This window comes from Chitinophaga oryzae, assembly GCF_012516375.2.
In the GTDB taxonomy this organism is placed as follows: domain Bacteria; phylum Bacteroidota; class Bacteroidia; order Chitinophagales; family Chitinophagaceae; genus Chitinophaga; species Chitinophaga oryzae.
In genome coordinates, this window is record NZ_CP051204.2 from 4,406,414 (window position 1) to 4,425,923 (window position 19,510).

Sequence of the window (19,510 nt, forward strand, 5' to 3'; positions counted from 1 at the left end):
TATTTGAAGGACTTACTTCCTATCTTCGCGGCGTAGCATTTTAACAATAAGAAAACCATGCAACCTGAAGTAACCCTTCGCCGTATTACTGTAAACAACGTAGAAGACATCTGCGATTTAAGCAAAACCCTCAGTCCCGCGCAACGCAACAAGGTAGCCGACAATGGCGAATCCATTGCCGTAGCGCACTATTCCGAAGACGCCTGGTTCAGGGCCATCTATGCCGGTGAAGAACCTGTGGGCTTCATCATGCTGCATACCGCCGCCGACTGGAGCGACGGCCTCGATTTCCCCGGCATGTTCCTCTGGCGTTTTATGATCGCCGGCCCCGAACAGGGAAAAGGATATGGCAGAAAGGCCATCGGCCTTGTGTTGCGCAACCTCGCCGCCCGTAAGATTTACGAGCTATATACCAGCTGTGGCGAGGGAGAAGCCAGCCCGCTGGAATTCTACCAGCGCCTGGGCTTTACGGCTACCGGCGTCTATTATGACGATGAAGCGGAGCTGAAACTCACCTTCACCGACGCCACCGTGGAGCAACTGTTAAGCTGAAAGCAGCTTTTCCCGGATCCCCGCGAGGTGATGATCATCATGTTCTGCCACGAAATAAGCCAGGTCGATGACGCGCATCGGCGTTTTTAAACGGGGATGCAACGCGGTGTTGTTCATCTGCGTATCGTTCAGCGCCTGTAACTTTTTCACCAGCAACGCCCGTTGCTCCCGGAATTGCCGCAGCAGTTCAGGGAGCGCGGTGGCGTTATGGTTGGCCTGATGCGTACGTTGGTTGGTGAGATCTGCCACGCGCAGCTCCTGCTGCCCGTTGGCAAAATCGTCGAAGCGGCCGGACCATAACGGTTCCATATCCGAAAGATGTCCTGCCTCTTCCTGCGCCGACCACTGGTCGCCGGACTTGTGTACCAGCGCCGCTTCTGCAGCGCCGCGGGTCAGTTCTTCCAGTCTTGCAGGCGTACCCGCGAGGCGTTCAATGATGTCGGGCATAACGCCGTTGTCTGTAATGGCCGGAAACGACCGGTCAAACCATGCTGTCCTTTTCATCGTGACTGCGATTTATAAAAATTATACAATGTTTTGATATCGCTGCTGCAAAGCAATGGCATCGCCGCTTTCAGCATATCGTCGGGCCAGTTCCACCATTCCATTTCCAGCAACCGCGCGATGTCTTCTTCCGGGAAACGTTTCCGTATCTCTTTGCCCGGGTTACCGCCCATAACGCTGTAAGGCGCCACGTCTTTGGTGATCAGCGCCCTGCTGCCGATGATAGCGCCGTGACCAATTTTAACGCCCGGCATCACCACCGCTTCCGTGCCGATCCACACATCGTTGCCGATGACCGTATCGCCGGCCGGCCGGAAACCATCGATACTGCCTTCAAAGGCCGCTACTTCCGGCATATAAAAAAACGGGAAACTGGATACCCAGTCGTGCCGGTGCCCCTGATTGCCCGCCATGATAAACGCAGCGCCGCTGCCGATGGAACAATAACTTCCGATGATCAGCTTATCCACGTCTGTCCTGTCGGGCATCAGGTATTTGGCGCAATCATCAAATGAATGACCGTGATAATACCCGGAGTAATAACTATAGGCGCCTACGATGATATTAGGATTTGTAACCTGTTCTGATAATAACTTGCCGCGGAATGGGCTTTCGAAATAATTTTCCATACTGTTCATTTTTACATCGGGAACAGCAAGGTACGATTAGTTTACGGGCCGGCATGCAAGGGTACCGATATTTTACGGCCCGGTAGCGACGACCGGGCCGGCTGTTGCGATGTGATTATGCCTTCAGCGAGTCCAGCGCGCCGAAAGCATGGTCTATAACGATCTTCCAGTGGCCGTCTGCCTGCCGCTTCATCACTTCTATTCCTTTGGCGCTGATCTTCACCTCTTCGCCATCGGTGATGCTCCATTCAGAGCGGCCTACGGCCACATCTCCCGTCTGCAGGCAATACACGGTTTTGATGGCCATCGTTCCCTTTACCGACAGGATAGACCTGACAGCTTCTTCAAACTGTTCTCTGCCGGATACCACCTTGCCCGGCTCCGGCACGATGATACCGTTATAATCGTAGATGTTAAACACCGTATCTATGTTACCGGTGTTGAAAGCCGCTGCCAGTGCGGCGTGTACTTCTTCTGCCTTTTTAGGTAAGTTCATATGTCGTTTTTTTTTTGCGGGTTTAGATAAAAAGAGGTTCGAAACTGCCTGCGGTCGTGATAGCATCTGACAGCTGACCGACGCGGTCATAAACCTGGTTGTACATGAAAGGCCCCATGCTGACACGTTTTACGCCGAGCTTTTCCAGCGTACGCAGTGCAGGAAGGCCGGGCACGCACATCACATTGAGCGGCAGGCTGGTGCTGCTTACGGCAGAGGCGATGGCCGCTTCTTCAGCGATACAGGGCAGGAAGATACCGTCTGCGCCCGATGCTTCGTATAACCGCAACCGTTGCAGGGTTTCCGCTTCCTTGTCCGCCACGTTGAGTAAGTAGGTATCACTGCGTACATTCAGGAAGAGATGGGCGCCGGCGGCTGTCAGCCTGTTACGGACAGCCTCCAGCGTGGCGGCGAAAGATGCTGCCGGCTGTAATACACGGCCTTCACCACCAATGATGGAATCTTCAATATTGATGCCTGCCACGCCAGCTTCGAGCAAACGGGAGATATTGGCATAGATGGCATCCGGCGAATCGCCATAACCCATTTCAATATCAACGGACAAGGGTATACGCAGTACCGCTGTCATGCGGCGTACGAGGAACAGGTAATCATCAAAAGGCATTCCTTCTCCGTCTTCATACCCCAGGCTGGCAGCCACCGCCGCGCTGGAAGTACCTGCAGCCGGAAAACCTTTCTCCTGGAAACGGCGGGCGCTCTCCGGGTTCCATACGTTGGGCAGCACAAACAATTGGTTGCCCTGATGCAGTTCTTTAAATGTGTTAAATACAGATGACATGACCATTTAGTTAAAAATGAGTAAATGTTGTTTGTTGATAACACAAAACTACTGCAGCAGGAAAGCGTGAAATTGTACAGATCGGAACTGTTTTAACTATTGGAAGATGCCAGGGTTACAGGCGACTGTTCAGGCATATAGCCGGAAGGCGTAATACCGGTGAAGGATTTGAATTCCCGGATAAAGTGGGACTGATCGAAGTAGCCGCAATCATAGGCGATGGCGGTCAGCGGCGCCTCGTTGCGGATCACCAGTTGCAGACTGTTCTGGAAGCGGTGGATTTTACTGTATAATTTGGGAGTGAGGCCGGTATACTGAACAAATAGTTTCTGCAGATAACGGGAAGTAATGCCATAACGGGCCGCTACGTTCTCGATGTTGTCAAAAAATCCCGGCTGGCGGATTTCATGCATGACATGGTCTACCATCGTGACTTTCGTATGCCTTTTTTCAGACCATGCCAGCTGACGCCAGAGGAAGTCTTCCAGCAGCGACAGCCGTTCCGTCCAGGACGGCGTTTCCTGCAGCCGTGCATGCAACGCGGTCACCGCTTTGCCCGACACATCGCGGAAATCACTGACCTGGTCATTGAACAGGTCTACTTTTTCAGGGAAAAAATAAGCGGCCGCATGGGGAAAGAAACGGACGCCCAGCATGGTGTTGCGGCCAACAGAACGCACGGGCAACGGTTTGGTGATCTGGCCCCATAACTCTACCGGCGGCGTGGTCTTAAACCCGGCGCCACTGTCTGTTTGCCATGAACCGGCACCCAAATTGAAGATGATTTCCATGTTCCCGCTGGGGAAAACAGTATCCTCAAATGCCGTTGCAGCATCTGATGCATAAGTGTAATAACACTTTACATACTGTTTCAGCCTGTCGCCCGGCTTTATTTCCTTGTATTCCATAGCCTTTGCAGGTACCGGAAGTTACAACAAATCCGGCCCGGGGCAAAAATAATCTCCCTTCGCCGGCAGGAATTGTATAAAACGGAACAAAAATATTTTATTTTCACTCTTCGACTTTAAAGACACACTATGGAAACAGCTAACATTCTCCCGGTCATACAGGCGGTATTCAAAGGCGCCGATGCCCGGGACTGGCACACGGTAGAACAGTCATTTGCGCCTGAAGTGGTGTATGATTACACTTCCATGGCCGGCGGACAGCCGCTCACCCTCACCCCTTCCGCCATTACAGACATGTGGAAACAATTTTTACCGGGATTCGACAAAACCGAGCACCGCATTTCCGACTTTATCTTCACCCAGGAAGGTGATAGTGTGACGGTACATTTCACCGGTCATGCCACCCATACGATCGGTACCGCTGCCTGGATCGTGGAAGGGAACTATGAAACCAGGCTGGCCCTTAACGGGGACAAATGGCAGCTTACTTTTTTCAGGTTTAACCTGCAGCGCCAGGAGGGCGACCTGCAACTGCCGGCGCAGGCGCAGCAGCGTGCTGCAGTAAAATAACAGGCAGTATAAGTCCGCGTTAACGCGGACTTATAATTAAATTTGACGTGGATTCGTTAACTTGCCCTTCCCTGATACCGCACTCCATGGAGCAACCCAGCATCTTCGACGAAAGTTTTGACCATCCCGAACGGCTACGGCGGCGTGACCTTATGCCAGCCTGGCTGAAAGTATATACCTGGGTCACCTTTGGTCTTTCCCTTTTCATGACCATCCTCGTGCTGTTACAGATACCGGAAACCAGCGGCCTCCCTGATGACGTGGATGCTGCAGGCTTCTGGGCCGGCACCGTGATCGCGGCTGCGATCATCGCTGCAGTGTACATGTCGCCTGTCGTGCTGGTCTTGTTTGAAATAAGATGGGCCGTTGGATTCAACCTGGTGACAGGCATCGTATGGATAGCCCTTGTCGCCTTGCTAGCCATCTTTTTTGATCCGGCCTTTCTGTACCTCGGCATCACCATGTTCTATTATATCCCGTTTTGGATAGGGCTGCTTCCCCTCCGACGGAGCTGGGCGAAGGAAGCCATGTCCCGCAGGGAGCTTCGCAGGAAAAAACGCGCGGTTACTTTCTGACCGTCTCGTAGTGCGCAGCAATCACGCCGGACTTCATTGTTTTTGCGCTGAGCAGCTTCAGCCTTACAGGTTTTTTCAGGTCATTGAAGAGCAGCGTACCGGCGCCGATGGCCATAGGCTGAATGGTCAACCGGTATTCGTCAATCAGGTCCAGGTCAAGGAACGTCTTTACCAGTCCGGGGCTGCCGAATATCATCAGGTCTTTCCCGGGTTCGGCTTTCAGCTTTGCCACTTCTTCCGCAATGTTGCCTTTGATCAACCGGGTGTTGTTCCATTCCGCTTTTTCCATGGTCGTGGAAAATACCACTTTGGGAATGTCCTGTACCCACCTGGCATGTTTCAGGCTATGTTCGCTGGCGCTTTCCGGCCTTTCCAGCACGGTGGGCCAGTAACCGGCCATCATCCCGTAGGTGGTGCGGCCATACAATGGCATGCCCACTGTCTGCATCAGTCCAGCTGCATAGTCTTCCATTTCCTTGTCGTAGACCATCCAGTCCAGACCGCCTTTTTCATCGCATACATAGTTGTCCAGCGATACGTGCATCAGCAACACTACTTTTCTCATTTTTTTGTGTTTTGTGTTTATTAAATTTTTTGATAAATGTTATCACAGCTTAGCAGCCAATGGTGGCCGTATTTGTCCGTCACCCCTCCAAACAGGCCTCCCGCGACTGTCGGGCGGAGCGGGAACGATGTGGCCCCGCCGGCGGCCAGTTTCCGGTAGCAGTCCCTCGTCTCTGTTTCGCTGTTGCATTGCAGTAGCAGGGAAACGGTATTGCCGCAGATCAGCCCCTCCTCGCCTACCATATCCGAGCCTGTCAGCACCAGGTCGCCGCTTACCAGCGTGGCCTGCAACACTGCATTCCTCAGGCGCGCCGGCAGTACTTCCGCATCGGTGGTATCCCCGATGGTCCGGAAGGAAAGACGGCCGCCCAGGCATTCCCGGTAGAAGCTCATCGCCTCCCGGCAATTGCCGGCGAAAGTGAGGTAAGCGCTAATTTGTATCATTTTCCTATTTTTGATGACAACACAAAACTAACCCGCCGCCGGAAAACGAACGGCAGGGTTTAATGACATTTGAGAATGGCGAATACGACAACCCGTCATGATAACAGCTAACCGTATGAAACACATTTCTATTCTGATACCCAGAGGCCAAAGCAGCCTGGTAAACATTGAAGGAAGCCTGCAAATACTTTCAGAAGTCAATGCCATCCGGGCGGCCCGGGGAGAAGAGCCCCTGTTCAATATCCAGCTGGTAGGCCTCTCTCCTAATACAAGCCAGCGGAACGGAAGGTTTACCATCAATCCCGATGCGCTGATCAGCGAAGTACATCAGACAGATCTGATCATCATACCCTCTTTACAGGGCGACCAGCAACGGGCGGCCGAAATGAACCAGGAGTTTATTCCGTGGATATTGCAACAGCGGCAACAGGGCGCCGAAATCGCCTGTCTCTGTATCGGCGCTTTTTTCCTGGCGGCGACGGGATTGCTGAACAACAGGCCCTGTACCACTCACTGGCAACTGGCAGGCCAGTTCTCCGAAATGTACCCCGACGCCAAAATGGTGCCCTCACAGCTGATCACCGATGAAGATGGCATCTACACCAGCGGCGGAGCCTTCGCCTATCTTAACCTGCTGGTATACCTGATCGAGAAATATGCAGGGCGGGAAATGGCCATCGACATCGCCAAAGGATTCCTCATCGATATAGACCGCAAAAGCCAGTCTCCCTTTATTATTTTCGAAGGACAGAAAGCGCATGACGACGCTGAGATCAGGATGGCGCAGGAGTTCATCGAACAAAACTACCCCGAGAAAATCACCATCGATTTCCTGGCGAATAAATTCGCTATCGGGCGGCGCAACTTTGAACGCCGGTTTCAGAAATCCACCAACAATACCGTCAATGAATACGTACAACGGGTAAAAGTGGAAGCCGCCAAACGCAGGCTGGAAACCACCCGCAAGAATGTAAGCGAAGTGATGTACGAGGTCGGCTATACCGATACCCAGAGTTTCCGCGAAGTATTTAAACGGCTGACCGGCCTCACGCCCATAGAATACCGTAATAAATACAGCGAAACAACCATCCCCCTGAGCTGACCTTCCCACCTTTCCTGTACTGCTGCGCTTTTATTCCCATCTTTACCTTATTTTCGCGATTTGGCGGTAGCGGAGGGTTGTATCCTCCGCCACCAGGCAGAAACCTATATCACGTACACCATCTAATCTACATGAAAAAGACAAGTAATCATCCGGCAGCATTGCCTTTTCTGTTCCTCTCCGAAATGTGGGAGCGTTTTGGTTTTTATCTGATCCTCGGCATTTTCCAGTTGTACCTGACCGACACCGCCAAAGGCGGCTGGGGCATGGACCGTGCCACTGCTGCGGATATCTTCGGTACTTTTATCGCTTTCGTATACCTGACACCGTTCCTCGGCGGACTGATAGCCGATCGTAAACTGGGTTACAGCAAGTCAATCATCATCGGCGGCGTGCTTATGGGCATTGGTTACATAGGACTTGCCGTACACAACCTGACCGTCTTTTACCTGTCCCTTGGCCTGATCTGTATCGGCAACGGATTCTTTAAGCCCAATATCTCCACCTTGCTGGGAAATGTATACAGTGATGAAAAGTACCGCAGCCGTAAGGACACCGGGTACAACATTTTCTACATGGGGATCAATATCGGCGCCTTTATCTGCAACTTTTTCGCAGCCTTTCTGCGGAACACCATCGGATGGGGCGCAGCCTTCATTGCTGCCGGTATCGGCATGTTCCTGGGCGTGCTGATCTTTGTCATCGGTATGAAACACTACCGCCATGCCGACGTCCGTAAACCGGTACAGGAGGGCGATATGCCGCTGAGCAAAATTTTCTCCGTTGTATTCCTGCCGGCGATTGTCGTAGGGCTGGGCGCCTGGTTTATCCCGGGCAATGTTTTCGGGTCCAACTCCACCGACGCTTTCATCTTTGCCTGCATCCCGATATTACTGTTTTTCGTGTCGCTGCTGGTGAAAGCAGATGCCAGGGACAGGAAGCCGCTGTCGGCGCTGCTGGCCATCTTCGCGGTGTCCATCGTGTTCTGGGCGGTATTCAAACAGAACGGTACCGCGCTGACCACCTGGGCGCAATATTATACCGACCGGGAGATCCCTGCAGCTATCCAGCAGCCCGCCCAGGGGCTTTACCTGGCGGAAACCGTGGTGAACAAAGCGGATTCCGTGACCGCCTACGATGAAGAGTTCAGGGTGATGCGGGATGCGGACGGCAAACCCCTGAAAGTATGGGACAAAGTACCTTACTTCAAAAATGTGGCCCCGGAAAAAATGCCGGCCGAAGGACAAAGCCTCAGTCTTTATAACACTGAATTGTTCCAGTCAATCAACCCGTTCTTTGTGATCACGCTGACACCGCTGATCGTGCTGTTCTTCGCCATGCTGCGAAAAAGGGACAAAGAGCCTTCCACCCCGTCTAAAATAGCCTGGGGGCTGCTCATATCCGCCATTTCCACCCTGATGATGGTGGGGGCTGTTTATGTGTGCAGCAACGGCGCCATCAAAGCGTCGCCATGGTGGCTGATCGGCTGTTACGGTATCATCACGGTGGGTGAGCTGTTCCTGAGCCCTATGGGCTTGTCGCTCGTATCCAAACTGAGCCCGGCCCGTATCACCTCCCTGATGATGGGCGGCTGGTTCCTGGCCACTTCCATCGGAAACAAGCTTTCGGGTATCCTGGCCACCTTGTGGGATACCTATGACAACAAAGCGAATTATTTCCTGGTCAACTTCCTGCTGCTCGGCGGCGCCGCTGCCGTGATCTTCCTGATGCTGCGCTGGCTCAACCGGATCTTCAGAGAATATGTAAGATAAAAGCCTTTTCCAATAACTTTTGCTGGAGCAAAGCGATCATTCGTTTTGCTCCTTTTTTATCCCGTTATGAAAGCCTGTCCGACTGCAAAGCTGCTGCCGGAGCCCGTCATAATTTTGCCGCCATCACTGTTATCCCTCGTTTCACCAAACTTTCTATATATGAAATCTCGTTACCTCTTATGCAGCCTTATGCTCGCTTTTATGCTGCTCACCGGTCTGTCCTGCAAAAAAGAAACGCAGCAAAAAGACCTTACCCATGAAGTCTCCCCGGAAGCGCTGGGGAAAATAAAGAAGCTGGGGTTCAGCACCCACGGCGTTGTCCGTGAAGATGGCGGTTATGTGGTGGAAGGCGATATCTTCCTCTCTGACACTGACCTGGACAGGACGCGGGAATACTCGCCCACCCTGCGTGTCGCCAATTCGGAGCAGTATATGACCAACTATGCCATTGCAAGGCTGCCGCGCGTGATCACCGTATCAGTGACCAACCTGCCGCCCGTTTACACTACTGCAACAGACATCGCTATCGCCCGTTACAATTCCCTCGGCCTGATGCTTACCTTTCAACGGATAGCCAGCGGCGGTGATATCGATATCATCTACACCAGCCTGGGAGCGGGCATCCTCGGACGGTCGGCAGGCTTCCCCGATGCCAACGGCAACCCTCCCAGCCCTATCCGGCTGAATGCAGACGCCAATGCCCTGGGCTCCAATCCCAACCAGGACTACCTCGCTACCGTGATTGCCCATGAAATCGGCCATACCATCGGTTTCCGGCACACCGATTATTTCAACCGCTCCTTCAGCTGCGGCTGGTCCTCCAACCCGAATGAAGGCGATGCCGGTGTTGGCGCTATCCCGATTCCGGGTACGCCTGCTGCCGAAGATCCCAACAGCTGGATGCTGGCCTGCATCGGCTCCGGCGTCAACCGGCCTTTCAACCCGAACGACGTGACCGCCCTCCGGTTCATGTACGGCAGAGGCCCGGGCGCCAATCCTATTCCTGACGGCACCTATAAAGTCACCAACCTGTCCAGCGGTAAAGTACTGGACATCTACAGCGCATCTACCGCTGATTATGCCGGCGCAGTGCAATGGGACTGGCACAACGGCGCCAACCAGCAGTGGACATTTACTTATCTCAACAACGGTTATTATCGTATCACCAGCGTCAACAGCGGTAAAGTGCTGGACGTAAACGGCTACTCACATGCAGATGGCACACAGGCCATACAATACAGCTGGCACGAAGGCTACAACCAGCAATGGCAGCTGAACCAAAATGCAGACGGCACCTATAGCATTCAGAACAGGAACAGCGGAAAAGTGCTGGACGTGTGGGCCGCATCCTCTGACAACGGCGCCAATGTAGTGCAGTATACGTCTCACGGAGGCAACAACCAGCGTTGGTATATTCAACCGATTTAAACCGGCTAAAAAACTGATATAAAAGGAAAACCTGCGACCTGCGCAGGTTTTTTCTTTTGTACCCTGTAAAAAAAACCTTTTTGTATTTTTGATGTCTAAACATCCGGGACTATGACGTTGGAATTCAGAAAAGCAACAGCAGCAGACGCAGATCAGATCTGGCATATATTGGAAAAGGCCATTGCCCGCAGAAAAGCCGAAGGAAGCGACCAATGGCAGGATGGATACCCCAACCCCGCTATCGTGGCCCATGATATCGAAAATGACCATGGATATGTGCTGGTGGCAGGTGATAAAATAGCAGGATATGTCGCCTTGCTCATCAATGATGAACCGGCTTACCTGGATATCAAAGGAAAATGGCTGACCGATGGCGATTTCGTCGTTTACCATCGCGTGGCGATCTCCGATGAATTTTTAGGTCAGGGACTGGCGCAGCAAATGCTGACACATATTGACAGCTATGCCCTGGAGAACGGGATCACCAGCGTACGGGCCGACACCAATTTTGATAACAAAGGCATGCTGCGCATTTTTGAAAAACAAGGCTACGTGTATTGCGGCGAAGTTTTCTTTCGCGATGCAGCACGGCTGGCATACGAAAAAGTACTGAATGCCGGCTAACAACTGCTGCTGTAACCACCATTGGCTGAAATAACAAAAACTAAAAAAGCCTTCGAGTAAAACTCGAAGGCTTTTTTGTATCCCGGGAGGGAATCATGTTATACCGCCGCCTGTTCCGCCTGCGGCACAGCCGTTGCTGGCGTCGCCTGCCCGCCTGTTCCTTTCTTCAGGATGATCAGATCTTCCAGCACCAGGCAATCGAGTTCCGATCCGAGGAAGAAATTGAGCGCTTCCACCGGCGTTTCAACGATAGGCATGCCTTTCCGGTTAAAAGACGTGTTCAGCAATACAGATATACCGGTTTGTTCCTTAAAGGCGGTAAGGATATCGTAAAAGGATTTGTTCCATACCTTGTTAACGGTCTGTACCCGGGCGCTTCTGTTGCGGTGTATCACACTGCTCAGTTGTGCAGCCCATTCATCCCGGACCTCATTGACCAGGATCATATAGGGCGTGTCCTGCTGATATTTGAAATAAACCAGCAGGTCTTCTTCCAGCACTGCCGGCGCAAAAGGCCGGAAGTCTTCCCTTAATTTAATCCGTGAGTTGATATAATCACGTACGCCGGGAATGCGGGGATCGGCGATAATGCTCCGATGCCCTAATGCCCGGGGGCCAAATTCCGCCCCGCCATGATAGAGCCCGATGACCTTACCTTCTGCCAGCAATGAGGCTACTGCTGACGCCAGGTTTTCGGCCCTGCGTACAACAAATGGCTGGCTGCCGCCGGACAGCTGTTGTTCCATCTCCACCAGCCCTTCAGTACGGGCGGAAAAGTCGACAGCCTGCATGATGCGGAACAGGTCATTGCCATTGGACAAAGTGATTTTTCCTTCCTGTGCCAGCGCGGTAAAATGGTCCATATTACGCATGCCCTGCAGGAAATACCGTCCTTCTGTGGTGATCGTCACTGAAGGCACTTTTTTAACGCCATGATGCAGTTCTACTTCCCCATCATGGAAAGCCAGCTGATAGATACCGCTGTCCGTGAGGGTCAGCTGCAAAATCACGCCTGACAGGTCTGCTGCTTTGTTATAATAACGGATATTCCGGAGGTAGGCGTCTACCAGCATCTTTGTTTCCAGGGGATCGTGCACCCGTATATCGGCAACGGCACTTTCCACTTCGTCTTTGCTGTAAGGACGCCCCAGGAAAGCGGTACCGTTGTGCCGTACGTTTTCTTTCCCGAGGATCTCCAGCCAGCCGTAGTAAGCGCAGCCGATGGCGATGCCATTGTCTGCCGCCGCCGGTTGCATATAGAGTTCTTTAAGGTCCAGCTCACGTAACAACCGGGCGTTCGCCACCGCATTCAGCGCTACGCCACCGGCATAGGTGAGACGTTCGGCCGGGTCCTGCTCCAGTCTGGACCTGAAAGTATACAGTATCGCTTCTTCCACCTGGTCCTGTACCCAGCAGGCGACGTCGGCATAATACTGAAACCTGTTCTTCAGATTGCTGAAGGAACGGGAAGGCTGGTTCAGCGTATCGAGCGTATCGTAGTTCACAAATACACGGCCATCCTTCAGGTCGAACAGCGGATCGGTAAAACGGCCTTTCTCGCCATAGGGGCCTAATCCCATTAGTTTACCGGTATCTTCAACATTGGAAAAACAATATTTACTGAGCATTTCATACACCCCACCGATAGAATGCATGTTGCCCGCATATTTTTCCCGGTTCCGGAAAAAGAAACCGAACTCTGAAAAATCTTTATAAACGGTTTGCAGTTTACCGTTACGATAGCTGTAGTAACTGTCTTTTTCGTAGTAAAGATGCGGCAACTGCTGTATCTTTTCGCGGTCGGGCACGAAACCGCTGAGGTCCATGCACTGGTCAAACGAAGCACCGCTGCCATCAATGACCACTATATTAAAATCTGTTGTAAACGGACAAGTACCGATGGTACTATAAGCATGTGCCAGGTGATGGGAGATGTTGTAAATCGGTACCGCCACATCTTTGGTAAAAAGCCGGGGCCCTTCATGGTAGTCGGTCACCGGACCGGCAGCGGCGCCGTTTTGTACAACCAGCGCCACATCGTGGATGGTAATACCTTCAGCGTCCAGGCAATATTGAATGGCTGCCGTGTCGTTATTACCGTCATGCTTGATCCGTGTGATCCTTTCTTTTTCAATAGCGACGGCTATCTTGCCGTCCTTTAATAAACAGGCAGACCCATCATGGGAATAGCCGGTGCCTAAAACATAAATAGGACGATTTTTCATCAATACGTATTTTTTCCGGTGAATAATTGTTTCATCAGTGCCTCCCTGACAGTTGCCACCTCGAAATTCATACAGCCGTTGCCGTATGGACAGGCTTCAAACAACAGAATGTCCAGGCAGGGACCACAGGAAGCGTTCCTGTAAAGGTTGGTAAGGTTGTTATGTCCCCAGATGACGGGGGCGGACGGGCCGAAGAGCGCCACGCCGGGCAATTGAAAAGTGTTGGAGGCGTGCGCGAAGCAGGACTCCACTCCTACAAACGCGCTGGCAGATCGCATCATGGCAAAGGACTCGCGGAAGGACAGCCCTGTCATATCCACAGCGCCGGCCACCGGTTTTTCTCCCTTTGCGCCCAGCTGAATAAAAGTATGGTCCGGCATGGATGCTACCAGGGCTTCCCATTTTTCGTGCGGCCAGTTTTTATTGGCGGAACAGCCGGTTACCGTTTGCATCAGTATCGGGCTTTTATGCCCGGCCAAACGACGGTCACCTGCCGCCAGCTCCTCTTCCCGCAGGTATAGTTCCACCCGTGGCGATTCCAGGTCAAGCCCTATCATCTCGCCGATGATCTTCATCGCGTGTTTCTGATAAAACTTGGTGGGATAAAGCGCGCCGTAGGCAGGCATCATAAAGGCATCCGGCCGGAGCCGGTACCGTATCCTGCTAAAGGGAGCATGCCCGAAAGTGAATTTTTTTAAGCTATCGATGTGCGGGTTGTGCCGGAAGATCTGCCGGTGGGGTTCCCGTGGATAAAAAACGCTGAGCCTGGCGTCGGGGAAACGGGCTTTGATCGCACTGAATGCGGGCGTCAGCAATAATGCGTCTCCAACGCCGCCCCAGGAGATAATCCGGAAGTGTTTTCTCTTTTTTGTGTTCATCTTAAGCATCCAGCAGTTTTTTAAATTCCGATAAGGCAAACTGGTATCTTATCTTCTCTTTGTACAGGAATTCCAGCAGCAGCGTTTTTCGCTCCTTATAGTGCTTCTGCATTTCTTCTTCCAGGGTGATGTCGATCACGGACAGTTGTTCTTCAAAAGTCTGTATGGCAGTATGTACTTTTTCATGGATACTTGTCATATGCTTCATGGGGACGGTATTTTAAATCGATACAGTACAGGTTTCTTCGGGGCTGCCAAAAAGTTGTCAGGCGTTTTCCAGGACCGCGCCTACCGCGAGGCTGGCGGACAAATCATAATAATACCGGGCCACCGCCATATCATACACAGACATGCCCATGGGGTTAAACATTACGGACCTGCCCGGACCATCGGCCAGGATACCGTCCAGCAGCACCGCTCCTATGGTGGCCACATCCTTTTCCTGTAACCCGTGATGCAGGTGCATCCATTCGATATCGGTGTTCTCGCGGCATACCTCCTCCCAGTTATCCACCACGATCAGGTCTGCCGCCTGCATAAAGGCCGGTTCAAAATCTCTCAGCGAAACATTCAGGTAAAGGGCGCCGGCGCGTGGCGGACGGTCAATATACCGCTTGCCGGACACGGTACAGGTCATAAAAATATCAGCCTGGTCAAATACTTCTTCCCAGGACCCGCAACGCTCAACAGGTATCCCGGTGGTGGCAGCCACCTGTGACAACACTTTTTCATTCAGGTCGTACACCAGCACCTTTTCTATGCTTTCGGCAAAAGCGCCGTTCAGCATGTCCAGATGCATTTGTCCTATCGGCCCCATGCCGATGATGCCGGCCGTCAGTTTGCCGGGTGCTTTCCGGGCCGCCAGGTAGCTGTCTGTCACAGCGCCCGTTACGCCGGCGGTACGAATGGCGCTGACCAGCGCAGTATTGATGATAGCATAGGGAACGCCGGTATCCGCTTCATTGAGGATGATCACCGAATGCGCACGAGGAATGTCTTTCGCAATATTACCGGGGAAACTCGCAATCCATTTGATGCCAGCGGTATCAAACGGACCGCCGAGATAGGCCGGCATGGCGATAATCCGGTTACGGGGATCTTTATATCTCAGGTAGGGCTTCAGCGGCTGGCTGTAGTCATTCCGCCGAATGGCCGCCGTAGCGTCGCGGATTGCCTGAAATACTTCCGGCCAGCTGGTACCCATTGCCCGTACGTCTTTTTCATTAATGTACTTCATGGTGTATGTTTTGAATGTTGGCTTTTACCCACGCCTCATTGTAGATGCTGTTCATATAGGCGCTGCCGTTATCCGGTATGATCATCAGGTTAATGTTGCCGTCGTTGTTGATATGGTATTTCTCGTTAAACAGCTGCATCGCCCTGAAAACGGCGCCGGCAGAGGCGCCGCCGAGGATATTCTGCTCTTTCAGCAGCGAATGGCATCCCTGTACGATGTCCCATTGCGACAGGACCATAGCCTCATCAATCAATGCCTTATCGATCATAGCGGTCCGCATACTGGAGCCCAGGCCGGACAAACGGCGGACAGCGGGCTTGTCGCTGAATATCAGCGACCCTTCCACATCTACGGCGATTATTTTCACACGGGGAAACTTCTCCTTCAGCCGCATGGACAGCCCTGTAATGGTACCTCCAGAGCTTACGCTGACAAACACATAGTCCAGCCGGCCAAAGTTGTTGTTGATCTCCCTGCCAAGCGTATGATAATAACAGAGATAGTTATCGTCATTTTCATACTGGTTAGGGTTAAAGGCCCCGGGCACCGTCCTGACGAGGCGCTGTACTTCCCGTATCCTGTTGAGCAAAAAGCCTCCGGTTTCATCCCGCTCCTCCACTTTCACCACTTTCCACGATAACATCCGCAATACGGCGGCTTTCTCTTCGGTAATATTGGGATCAACCACAGGGATGAACTTCAGGCCCAGCCTGTTGCAGATGCCGGCGAGTGCGATCCCGAAATTACCGGACGTGGATTCTATCACCGTAGATTCGGGGCCTACGAGCCCGCGGGCAATGGCATTCTTCAGGATATACAGGGCGGGACGGTCTTTAATGCTGCCCATCAGGTTGTGATACTCCAGTTTGGCATATACCGCTCCCGGACCGGTACACTTATACAGCGGGGAATTCCCGATCAGGTTTTCCAGCCCGCTTAAATTGTCTGCTAGGTTCATGTTAGCTGCTTTTTATCGGGGTTGCAGTATTTCGATTTCTTCCGCTTTCTTCAGCACGTTGATATTACGCAGCGCAAAGCCGCTGTATCCATTGACCCGCTGTACCAGCTCATAAATAAAAAAGGGACGGTCGCTGATAGGCTTGATGAATTTTTGCAGCAGGAAAGCATCTCCTTCCTTGTCAATGATGATCCCTTTTTCTTCCAGGGCATCGATGTCTATCATGCGGAAATCCTCGTCATTACGCAGCAACTCGTAGTACGCCGCAGGGAAACGGACAAAGTCCACCCCTTTGGCCGACAGTGCCAGCACGGTTTGCTGCAGGTCTTCCGTACTGAACGCCAGATGGTGAATACCGGGACCGAATTTGTTGATATTATCCTGTACTTTGGACGGCAACAAACAGTTTTCCGGTTCCGCAATTACGAAAGTAAGCTGCTGGTCGTCTGTCTGATTGATGTTCAGTATCATGCCCGTCCTGTTCTCCGCGCTGCGCCCGATATTCTGTACCATGCTGGAGCCGATAACGGCGGTGAGGTAGTTGGTCCAATAAGCGGCTTCGTTGCTACGCACTTCTGCTGCCACATGGTCTACCGCCTGCAGCCACTCGCCTTCGGTCTGCCAGGCGGCGCTGTCCGGATGATAGCCGGGCTTGAAAGCGCCCTTGTAAGCCGTGCGGTTCACAAAAGTAATTTCGCTGTTGTCGTATAGTTTCACGGCGGCCTCTTCTACCCATCCGTGCGCATCTTCCGCCACAGCAGGCAGCTTCAGCGGAATGCCCCCATTGGCGACGCTCTCCTGGAAAGCGGATTTCACATCGTCGGTATGCAGGGCAATGCGCTTCACGCCGCAGTACTGCTGGGTGATATAGGACTCTACCTCCCTGGCGGCAGGTCCCTGCGCCGTGGGGTAAGCCGATGTGAGCACCAGCTGTACGTCGTTACTCTTCAACACATAAGAGGCCACGGTAGCAGCGCCGGTTTCGGCATTCATTTTGGCTACCGGTTTAAAGCCGAGGGCCTGCACATGCCAGTAGGCCAGCGCTTTGGCCATCGGTGTATATATTTCGATATAGTCTATCCGGAAGGATCTGTTTTTCATAACAATATTTTCAGGTGTTTTTAAAAAAGTATCAGATGGTGGTATCAGCGATCAAAGGCAGCGGCCCTTTGATACCTGTCACATTCCAGCGAACAAACTGTGCTAACTGTTTTACGCCTTTTTCTATCATATCACGGGAGAGGTTGGAGAAAGTGAGCCGTATTTCGTTTTCTCCGCCGCCTTTCAGGTAGAAATAACGCATGGGGCTGAAGATGACGTTGAACCGGCTGGCGCTGTCTACCACAGACTGATCGTCCACTTCGAACGGCAGGGACATCTTGATGAAGAACCCGCCTTCCGGCCTGGTCCAGCGAATGCCCGCCGCCCAGTCGTGTTCCTGCGGGTTGAAGTATTTGTCCAGCGACGCCAGCATATGATCCCGCTTCATTTTATAGCTCTCAAATTTTGCCCTGTTCCATTCGCTAAGCCGGAAGTTCTTGGCCAGCAATACCCCGCCCAGCATGGCCTGGGTAATGCCGGAAGTATTGTTTGTCATCTGCGCTTTTACTTTCGTCATCTCATCGATCAGGGACACCCGGTCTCCCCGGTGGTTCTCCACCCGTTGCCCGCCTACGATCATGCCCATCCGCAACCCCGGGAAGAGCGACTTGGAGAATGACCCTACGTACAACACCCTGCCGTAGCGGTCGAGTGATTTAAGCGTCGGGTTTTTCTTCTGCGCGTACGTGAAACTGTTATAGACACTGTCTTCCAGGATCAGGAAGTTGTACTGCTGCGCCATTTCGAGCAGCTTCAACCTGTTGCCGATGGGCATACAGGAACCGGAAGGGTTCTGATAGTCGGGAATAACATACAACAGTTTCACCCGCTTTCCGGAGCCGTTAATGGTCAGTATCTTGTCTCTTAACAATTTGAGGTCAATACCTTCTTCATCGGTCCCCACGCCGGCTATGTTATAGTTAAACACTTTCGCGAAAGCGCTGACGCCGATGTAACCGGGATCTTCCACAAGGACCACATCTTTTTCCTGCTGGCACAGCGTTCCCACTACAATACCAAATGCTTCCTGCGCACCTACTGTCATCAGGATATCTTCTCCCGTCACCTTAATATCCTCCTCCACTTTCAGGTATTCCGCTACCAGGTCGTTGATAAAGCCTTTTGTTTTGCCATACTGCCCGATCCTGTTGACCACCTCATTCCTCGAGCTGCCTGTTTTTTCCATACGGTAACGGACATACGTATCAAAGCTGGCAATGTGGTCTTCTATATCAAAAAAACGCTCGTCGGGCTGACCCGCCACAAAGGAAACAGCGTCGGGGTATTTGAACTGGGTATCGTTGAGAAAGCCGATCACATCATTAAACTCCCTTCCGATATGATCGTTCAGGGAAAAATTGCGAACAACATTATCCTGTTCCGGCAACAGCAAATGGTCTATCAGTTTCTCCTCCAGTCCTTCTATGACATTAAACAGTTCATCAAAGGAGTTGATCACAAAATACTGCTGTTGCAGTTTATAGGGGTTGTAGGGCGTATTCATTACCTGGTCGAGCGAAAAGGGATAAACAGGTGCAGCGCCGCTGGCGATATTGGCCCGCTCTTCCGAGGAGGTGATGATAGCGCCGCCATACGCTTTGCTTTCGCCGTTTTCCATGATAAGGCCCATCTCATAAGTGAACCAGTAGAGGCGTCCAAGGAAATCCACGGCCCTGTCATTGTTCACATACTTCAGCGCGATGATGCTGTAGGAAGTCAGGAAGCGTGTGAATTTTTCATTGGTGAGCAACGGAAGGTGGCCGTAAACGTCATGAAATATATCGGGTTGCTCACTGAAGTCCAGTTCATGAGGCTGACGGATATAAACGGTGACGGGGTATTTTTTATTGATCAGCATATAGAAGAAGTCCCTGGTAGGTATCAACCCCGACACGGGCACCAGTGTCCATCCTGATATAGCTTCCAGACGGCGGCTGATATCTTCTATCCGCACGATCCGCCGGTCGTCGAGGCGCAGCTTTTCATACCCTTCGAGGTATGCGCTGGCGAGGTGTTCATTTCCCAACTGGTTTTGTTTCTGAAACAATTGCGACCAGGTATGATGGTCGGCTTCCTGATACAGGCTGTCATCCTGTGTAACGAACGGTGAAGACATAAGCTTTCGATTTTTAAAGGAATACTCA

Annotated in this window: 21 protein-coding genes; 7 read left to right on the forward strand and 14 right to left on the reverse strand. The window is 52.2% G+C overall.

Translation table 11 applies throughout. The features are described from left to right. Positions 1 to 57 precede the first annotated feature (57 nt). Entirely contained in the window at positions 58 to 552 is a 495-nt protein-coding gene (locus tag HF324_RS18230; protein WP_168803843.1) for a GNAT family N-acetyltransferase, read from the forward strand. Here HF324_RS18230 and HF324_RS18235 read toward each other — a convergent pair. The 5 genes from HF324_RS18235 to HF324_RS18255 form a co-directional block, all read right to left on the reverse strand. Next, positions 544 to 1,056, reverse strand: coding sequence for a DinB family protein (locus HF324_RS18235; protein WP_168803844.1), 513 nt, complete (start codon positions 1,054 to 1,056; stop codon positions 544 to 546). The two genes, HF324_RS18230 and HF324_RS18235, sit on opposite strands and share 9 nt — an antisense overlap. Continuing rightward, entirely contained in the window at positions 1,053 to 1,685 is a 633-nt protein-coding gene (catB, locus tag HF324_RS18240; protein ID WP_168860451.1) for a type B chloramphenicol O-acetyltransferase, read from the reverse strand. Before catB ends, HF324_RS18235 begins: the two co-directional genes overlap by 4 nt. A 115-nt stretch (positions 1,686 to 1,800) precedes the next feature. Beyond that, a complete protein-coding gene (locus HF324_RS18245) occupies positions 1,801 to 2,181 on the reverse strand; it encodes a YybH family protein (protein WP_168803846.1) in 381 nt (126 codons plus the stop codon). Positions 2,182 to 2,203: 22 nt separating this feature from the next. Continuing rightward, positions 2,204 to 2,980 (reverse strand): isocitrate lyase/PEP mutase family protein, encoded by a 777-nt coding sequence (locus HF324_RS18250; RefSeq protein WP_168860452.1) that lies wholly within the window; start codon positions 2,978 to 2,980, stop codon positions 2,204 to 2,206. Positions 2,981 to 3,072: 92 nt separating this feature from the next. Continuing rightward, a complete protein-coding gene (locus HF324_RS18255; RefSeq protein WP_168860453.1) occupies positions 3,073 to 3,888 on the reverse strand; it encodes a helix-turn-helix transcriptional regulator in 816 nt (271 codons plus the stop codon). Between the two features lie 129 nt (positions 3,889 to 4,017). Between HF324_RS18255 and HF324_RS18260 the strand changes: the two genes are divergently transcribed. Together HF324_RS18260 and HF324_RS18265 are read left to right on the forward strand one after the other, a co-directional pair. Beyond that, entirely contained in the window at positions 4,018 to 4,458 is a 441-nt protein-coding gene (locus HF324_RS18260; RefSeq protein ID WP_168803849.1) for a nuclear transport factor 2 family protein, read from the forward strand. Positions 4,459 to 4,505: 47 nt separating this feature from the next. Then, positions 4,506 to 5,033: a hypothetical protein gene (locus HF324_RS18265; protein ID WP_168803850.1), complete on the forward strand. Its 528-nt coding sequence runs from the start codon at positions 4,506 to 4,508 to the stop codon at positions 5,031 to 5,033. On the opposite strand, the gene HF324_RS18270 is transcribed toward HF324_RS18265, so the two are convergent. After that, positions 5,023 to 5,598, reverse strand: a complete 576-nt coding sequence (locus HF324_RS18270; protein ID WP_168860454.1) for a dihydrofolate reductase family protein — start codon at positions 5,596 to 5,598, stop codon at positions 5,023 to 5,025. The genes HF324_RS18265 and HF324_RS18270 overlap by 11 nt on opposite strands. 20 nt (positions 5,599 to 5,618) lie before the next feature. Then, positions 5,619 to 6,041: a VOC family protein gene (locus HF324_RS18275; protein ID WP_168860455.1), complete on the reverse strand. Its 423-nt coding sequence runs from the start codon at positions 6,039 to 6,041 to the stop codon at positions 5,619 to 5,621. Positions 6,042 to 6,156: 115 nt separating this feature from the next. On the opposite strand from HF324_RS18275, the gene HF324_RS18280 reads away from it, so the two are divergent. The 4 genes from HF324_RS18280 (at position 6,157) to HF324_RS18295 (ending at position 10,967) form a co-directional block, all read left to right on the forward strand. Continuing rightward, positions 6,157 to 7,143 (forward strand): GlxA family transcriptional regulator, encoded by a 987-nt coding sequence (locus HF324_RS18280; RefSeq protein ID WP_168803853.1) that lies wholly within the window; start codon positions 6,157 to 6,159, stop codon positions 7,141 to 7,143. A 131-nt stretch (positions 7,144 to 7,274) separates the two neighbouring features. Beyond that, positions 7,275 to 8,915 carry a peptide MFS transporter gene (locus HF324_RS18285; protein ID WP_168860456.1) on the forward strand — a complete coding sequence of 547 codons (1,641 nt, stop codon included), beginning with the start codon at positions 7,275 to 7,277 and terminating at the stop codon, positions 8,913 to 8,915. A 159-nt stretch (positions 8,916 to 9,074) separates the two neighbouring features. After that, on the forward strand, positions 9,075 to 10,343 hold the full coding sequence (locus tag HF324_RS18290) for a M57 family metalloprotease (RefSeq protein WP_168860457.1): 1,269 nt from the start codon (positions 9,075 to 9,077) through the stop codon (positions 10,341 to 10,343). Between the two features lie 111 nt (positions 10,344 to 10,454). After that, entirely contained in the window at positions 10,455 to 10,967 is a 513-nt protein-coding gene (locus HF324_RS18295; RefSeq protein WP_168860458.1) for a GNAT family N-acetyltransferase, read from the forward strand. 98 nt (positions 10,968 to 11,065) lie between these two features. Here HF324_RS18295 and HF324_RS18300 read toward each other — a convergent pair whose 3' ends face one another. Genes HF324_RS18300 through HF324_RS18330 form a run of 7 tightly spaced genes read right to left on the reverse strand, consistent with a single transcriptional unit; the run spans position 11,066 to position 19,482 of the window. After that, positions 11,066 to 13,192, reverse strand: coding sequence for a carbamoyltransferase C-terminal domain-containing protein (locus HF324_RS18300; RefSeq protein WP_168860459.1), 2,127 nt, complete (start codon positions 13,190 to 13,192; stop codon positions 11,066 to 11,068). Next, entirely contained in the window at positions 13,192 to 14,070 is an 879-nt protein-coding gene (locus HF324_RS18305) for a glycosyltransferase family 9 protein (RefSeq protein WP_168860460.1), read from the reverse strand. Before HF324_RS18305 ends, HF324_RS18300 begins: the two co-directional genes overlap by 1 nt. Before the next feature lies 1 nt (position 14,071). Beyond that, complete coding sequence (locus tag HF324_RS18310) at positions 14,072 to 14,278, reverse strand: hypothetical protein (protein ID WP_078672807.1); 207 nt, start codon at positions 14,276 to 14,278, stop codon at positions 14,072 to 14,074. 57 nt (positions 14,279 to 14,335) lie between these two features. Continuing rightward, positions 14,336 to 15,307 (reverse strand): 2,3-diaminopropionate biosynthesis protein SbnB, encoded by a 972-nt coding sequence (locus tag HF324_RS18315; RefSeq protein ID WP_168860461.1) that lies wholly within the window; start codon positions 15,305 to 15,307, stop codon positions 14,336 to 14,338. After that, positions 15,294 to 16,265, reverse strand: a complete 972-nt coding sequence (locus HF324_RS18320) for a pyridoxal-phosphate dependent enzyme (protein ID WP_168803859.1) — start codon at positions 16,263 to 16,265, stop codon at positions 15,294 to 15,296. Before HF324_RS18320 ends, HF324_RS18315 begins: the two co-directional genes overlap by 14 nt. 12 nt (positions 16,266 to 16,277) lie before the next feature. Further along, positions 16,278 to 17,366: a VOC family protein gene (locus tag HF324_RS18325; protein ID WP_168860462.1), complete on the reverse strand. Its 1,089-nt coding sequence runs from the start codon at positions 17,364 to 17,366 to the stop codon at positions 16,278 to 16,280. A gap of 31 nt (positions 17,367 to 17,397) precedes the next feature. Beyond that, positions 17,398 to 19,482, reverse strand: coding sequence for an aminotransferase class I/II-fold pyridoxal phosphate-dependent enzyme (locus tag HF324_RS18330; RefSeq protein WP_168860463.1), 2,085 nt, complete (start codon positions 19,480 to 19,482; stop codon positions 17,398 to 17,400). Positions 19,483 to 19,510: the final 28 nt, after the last annotated feature.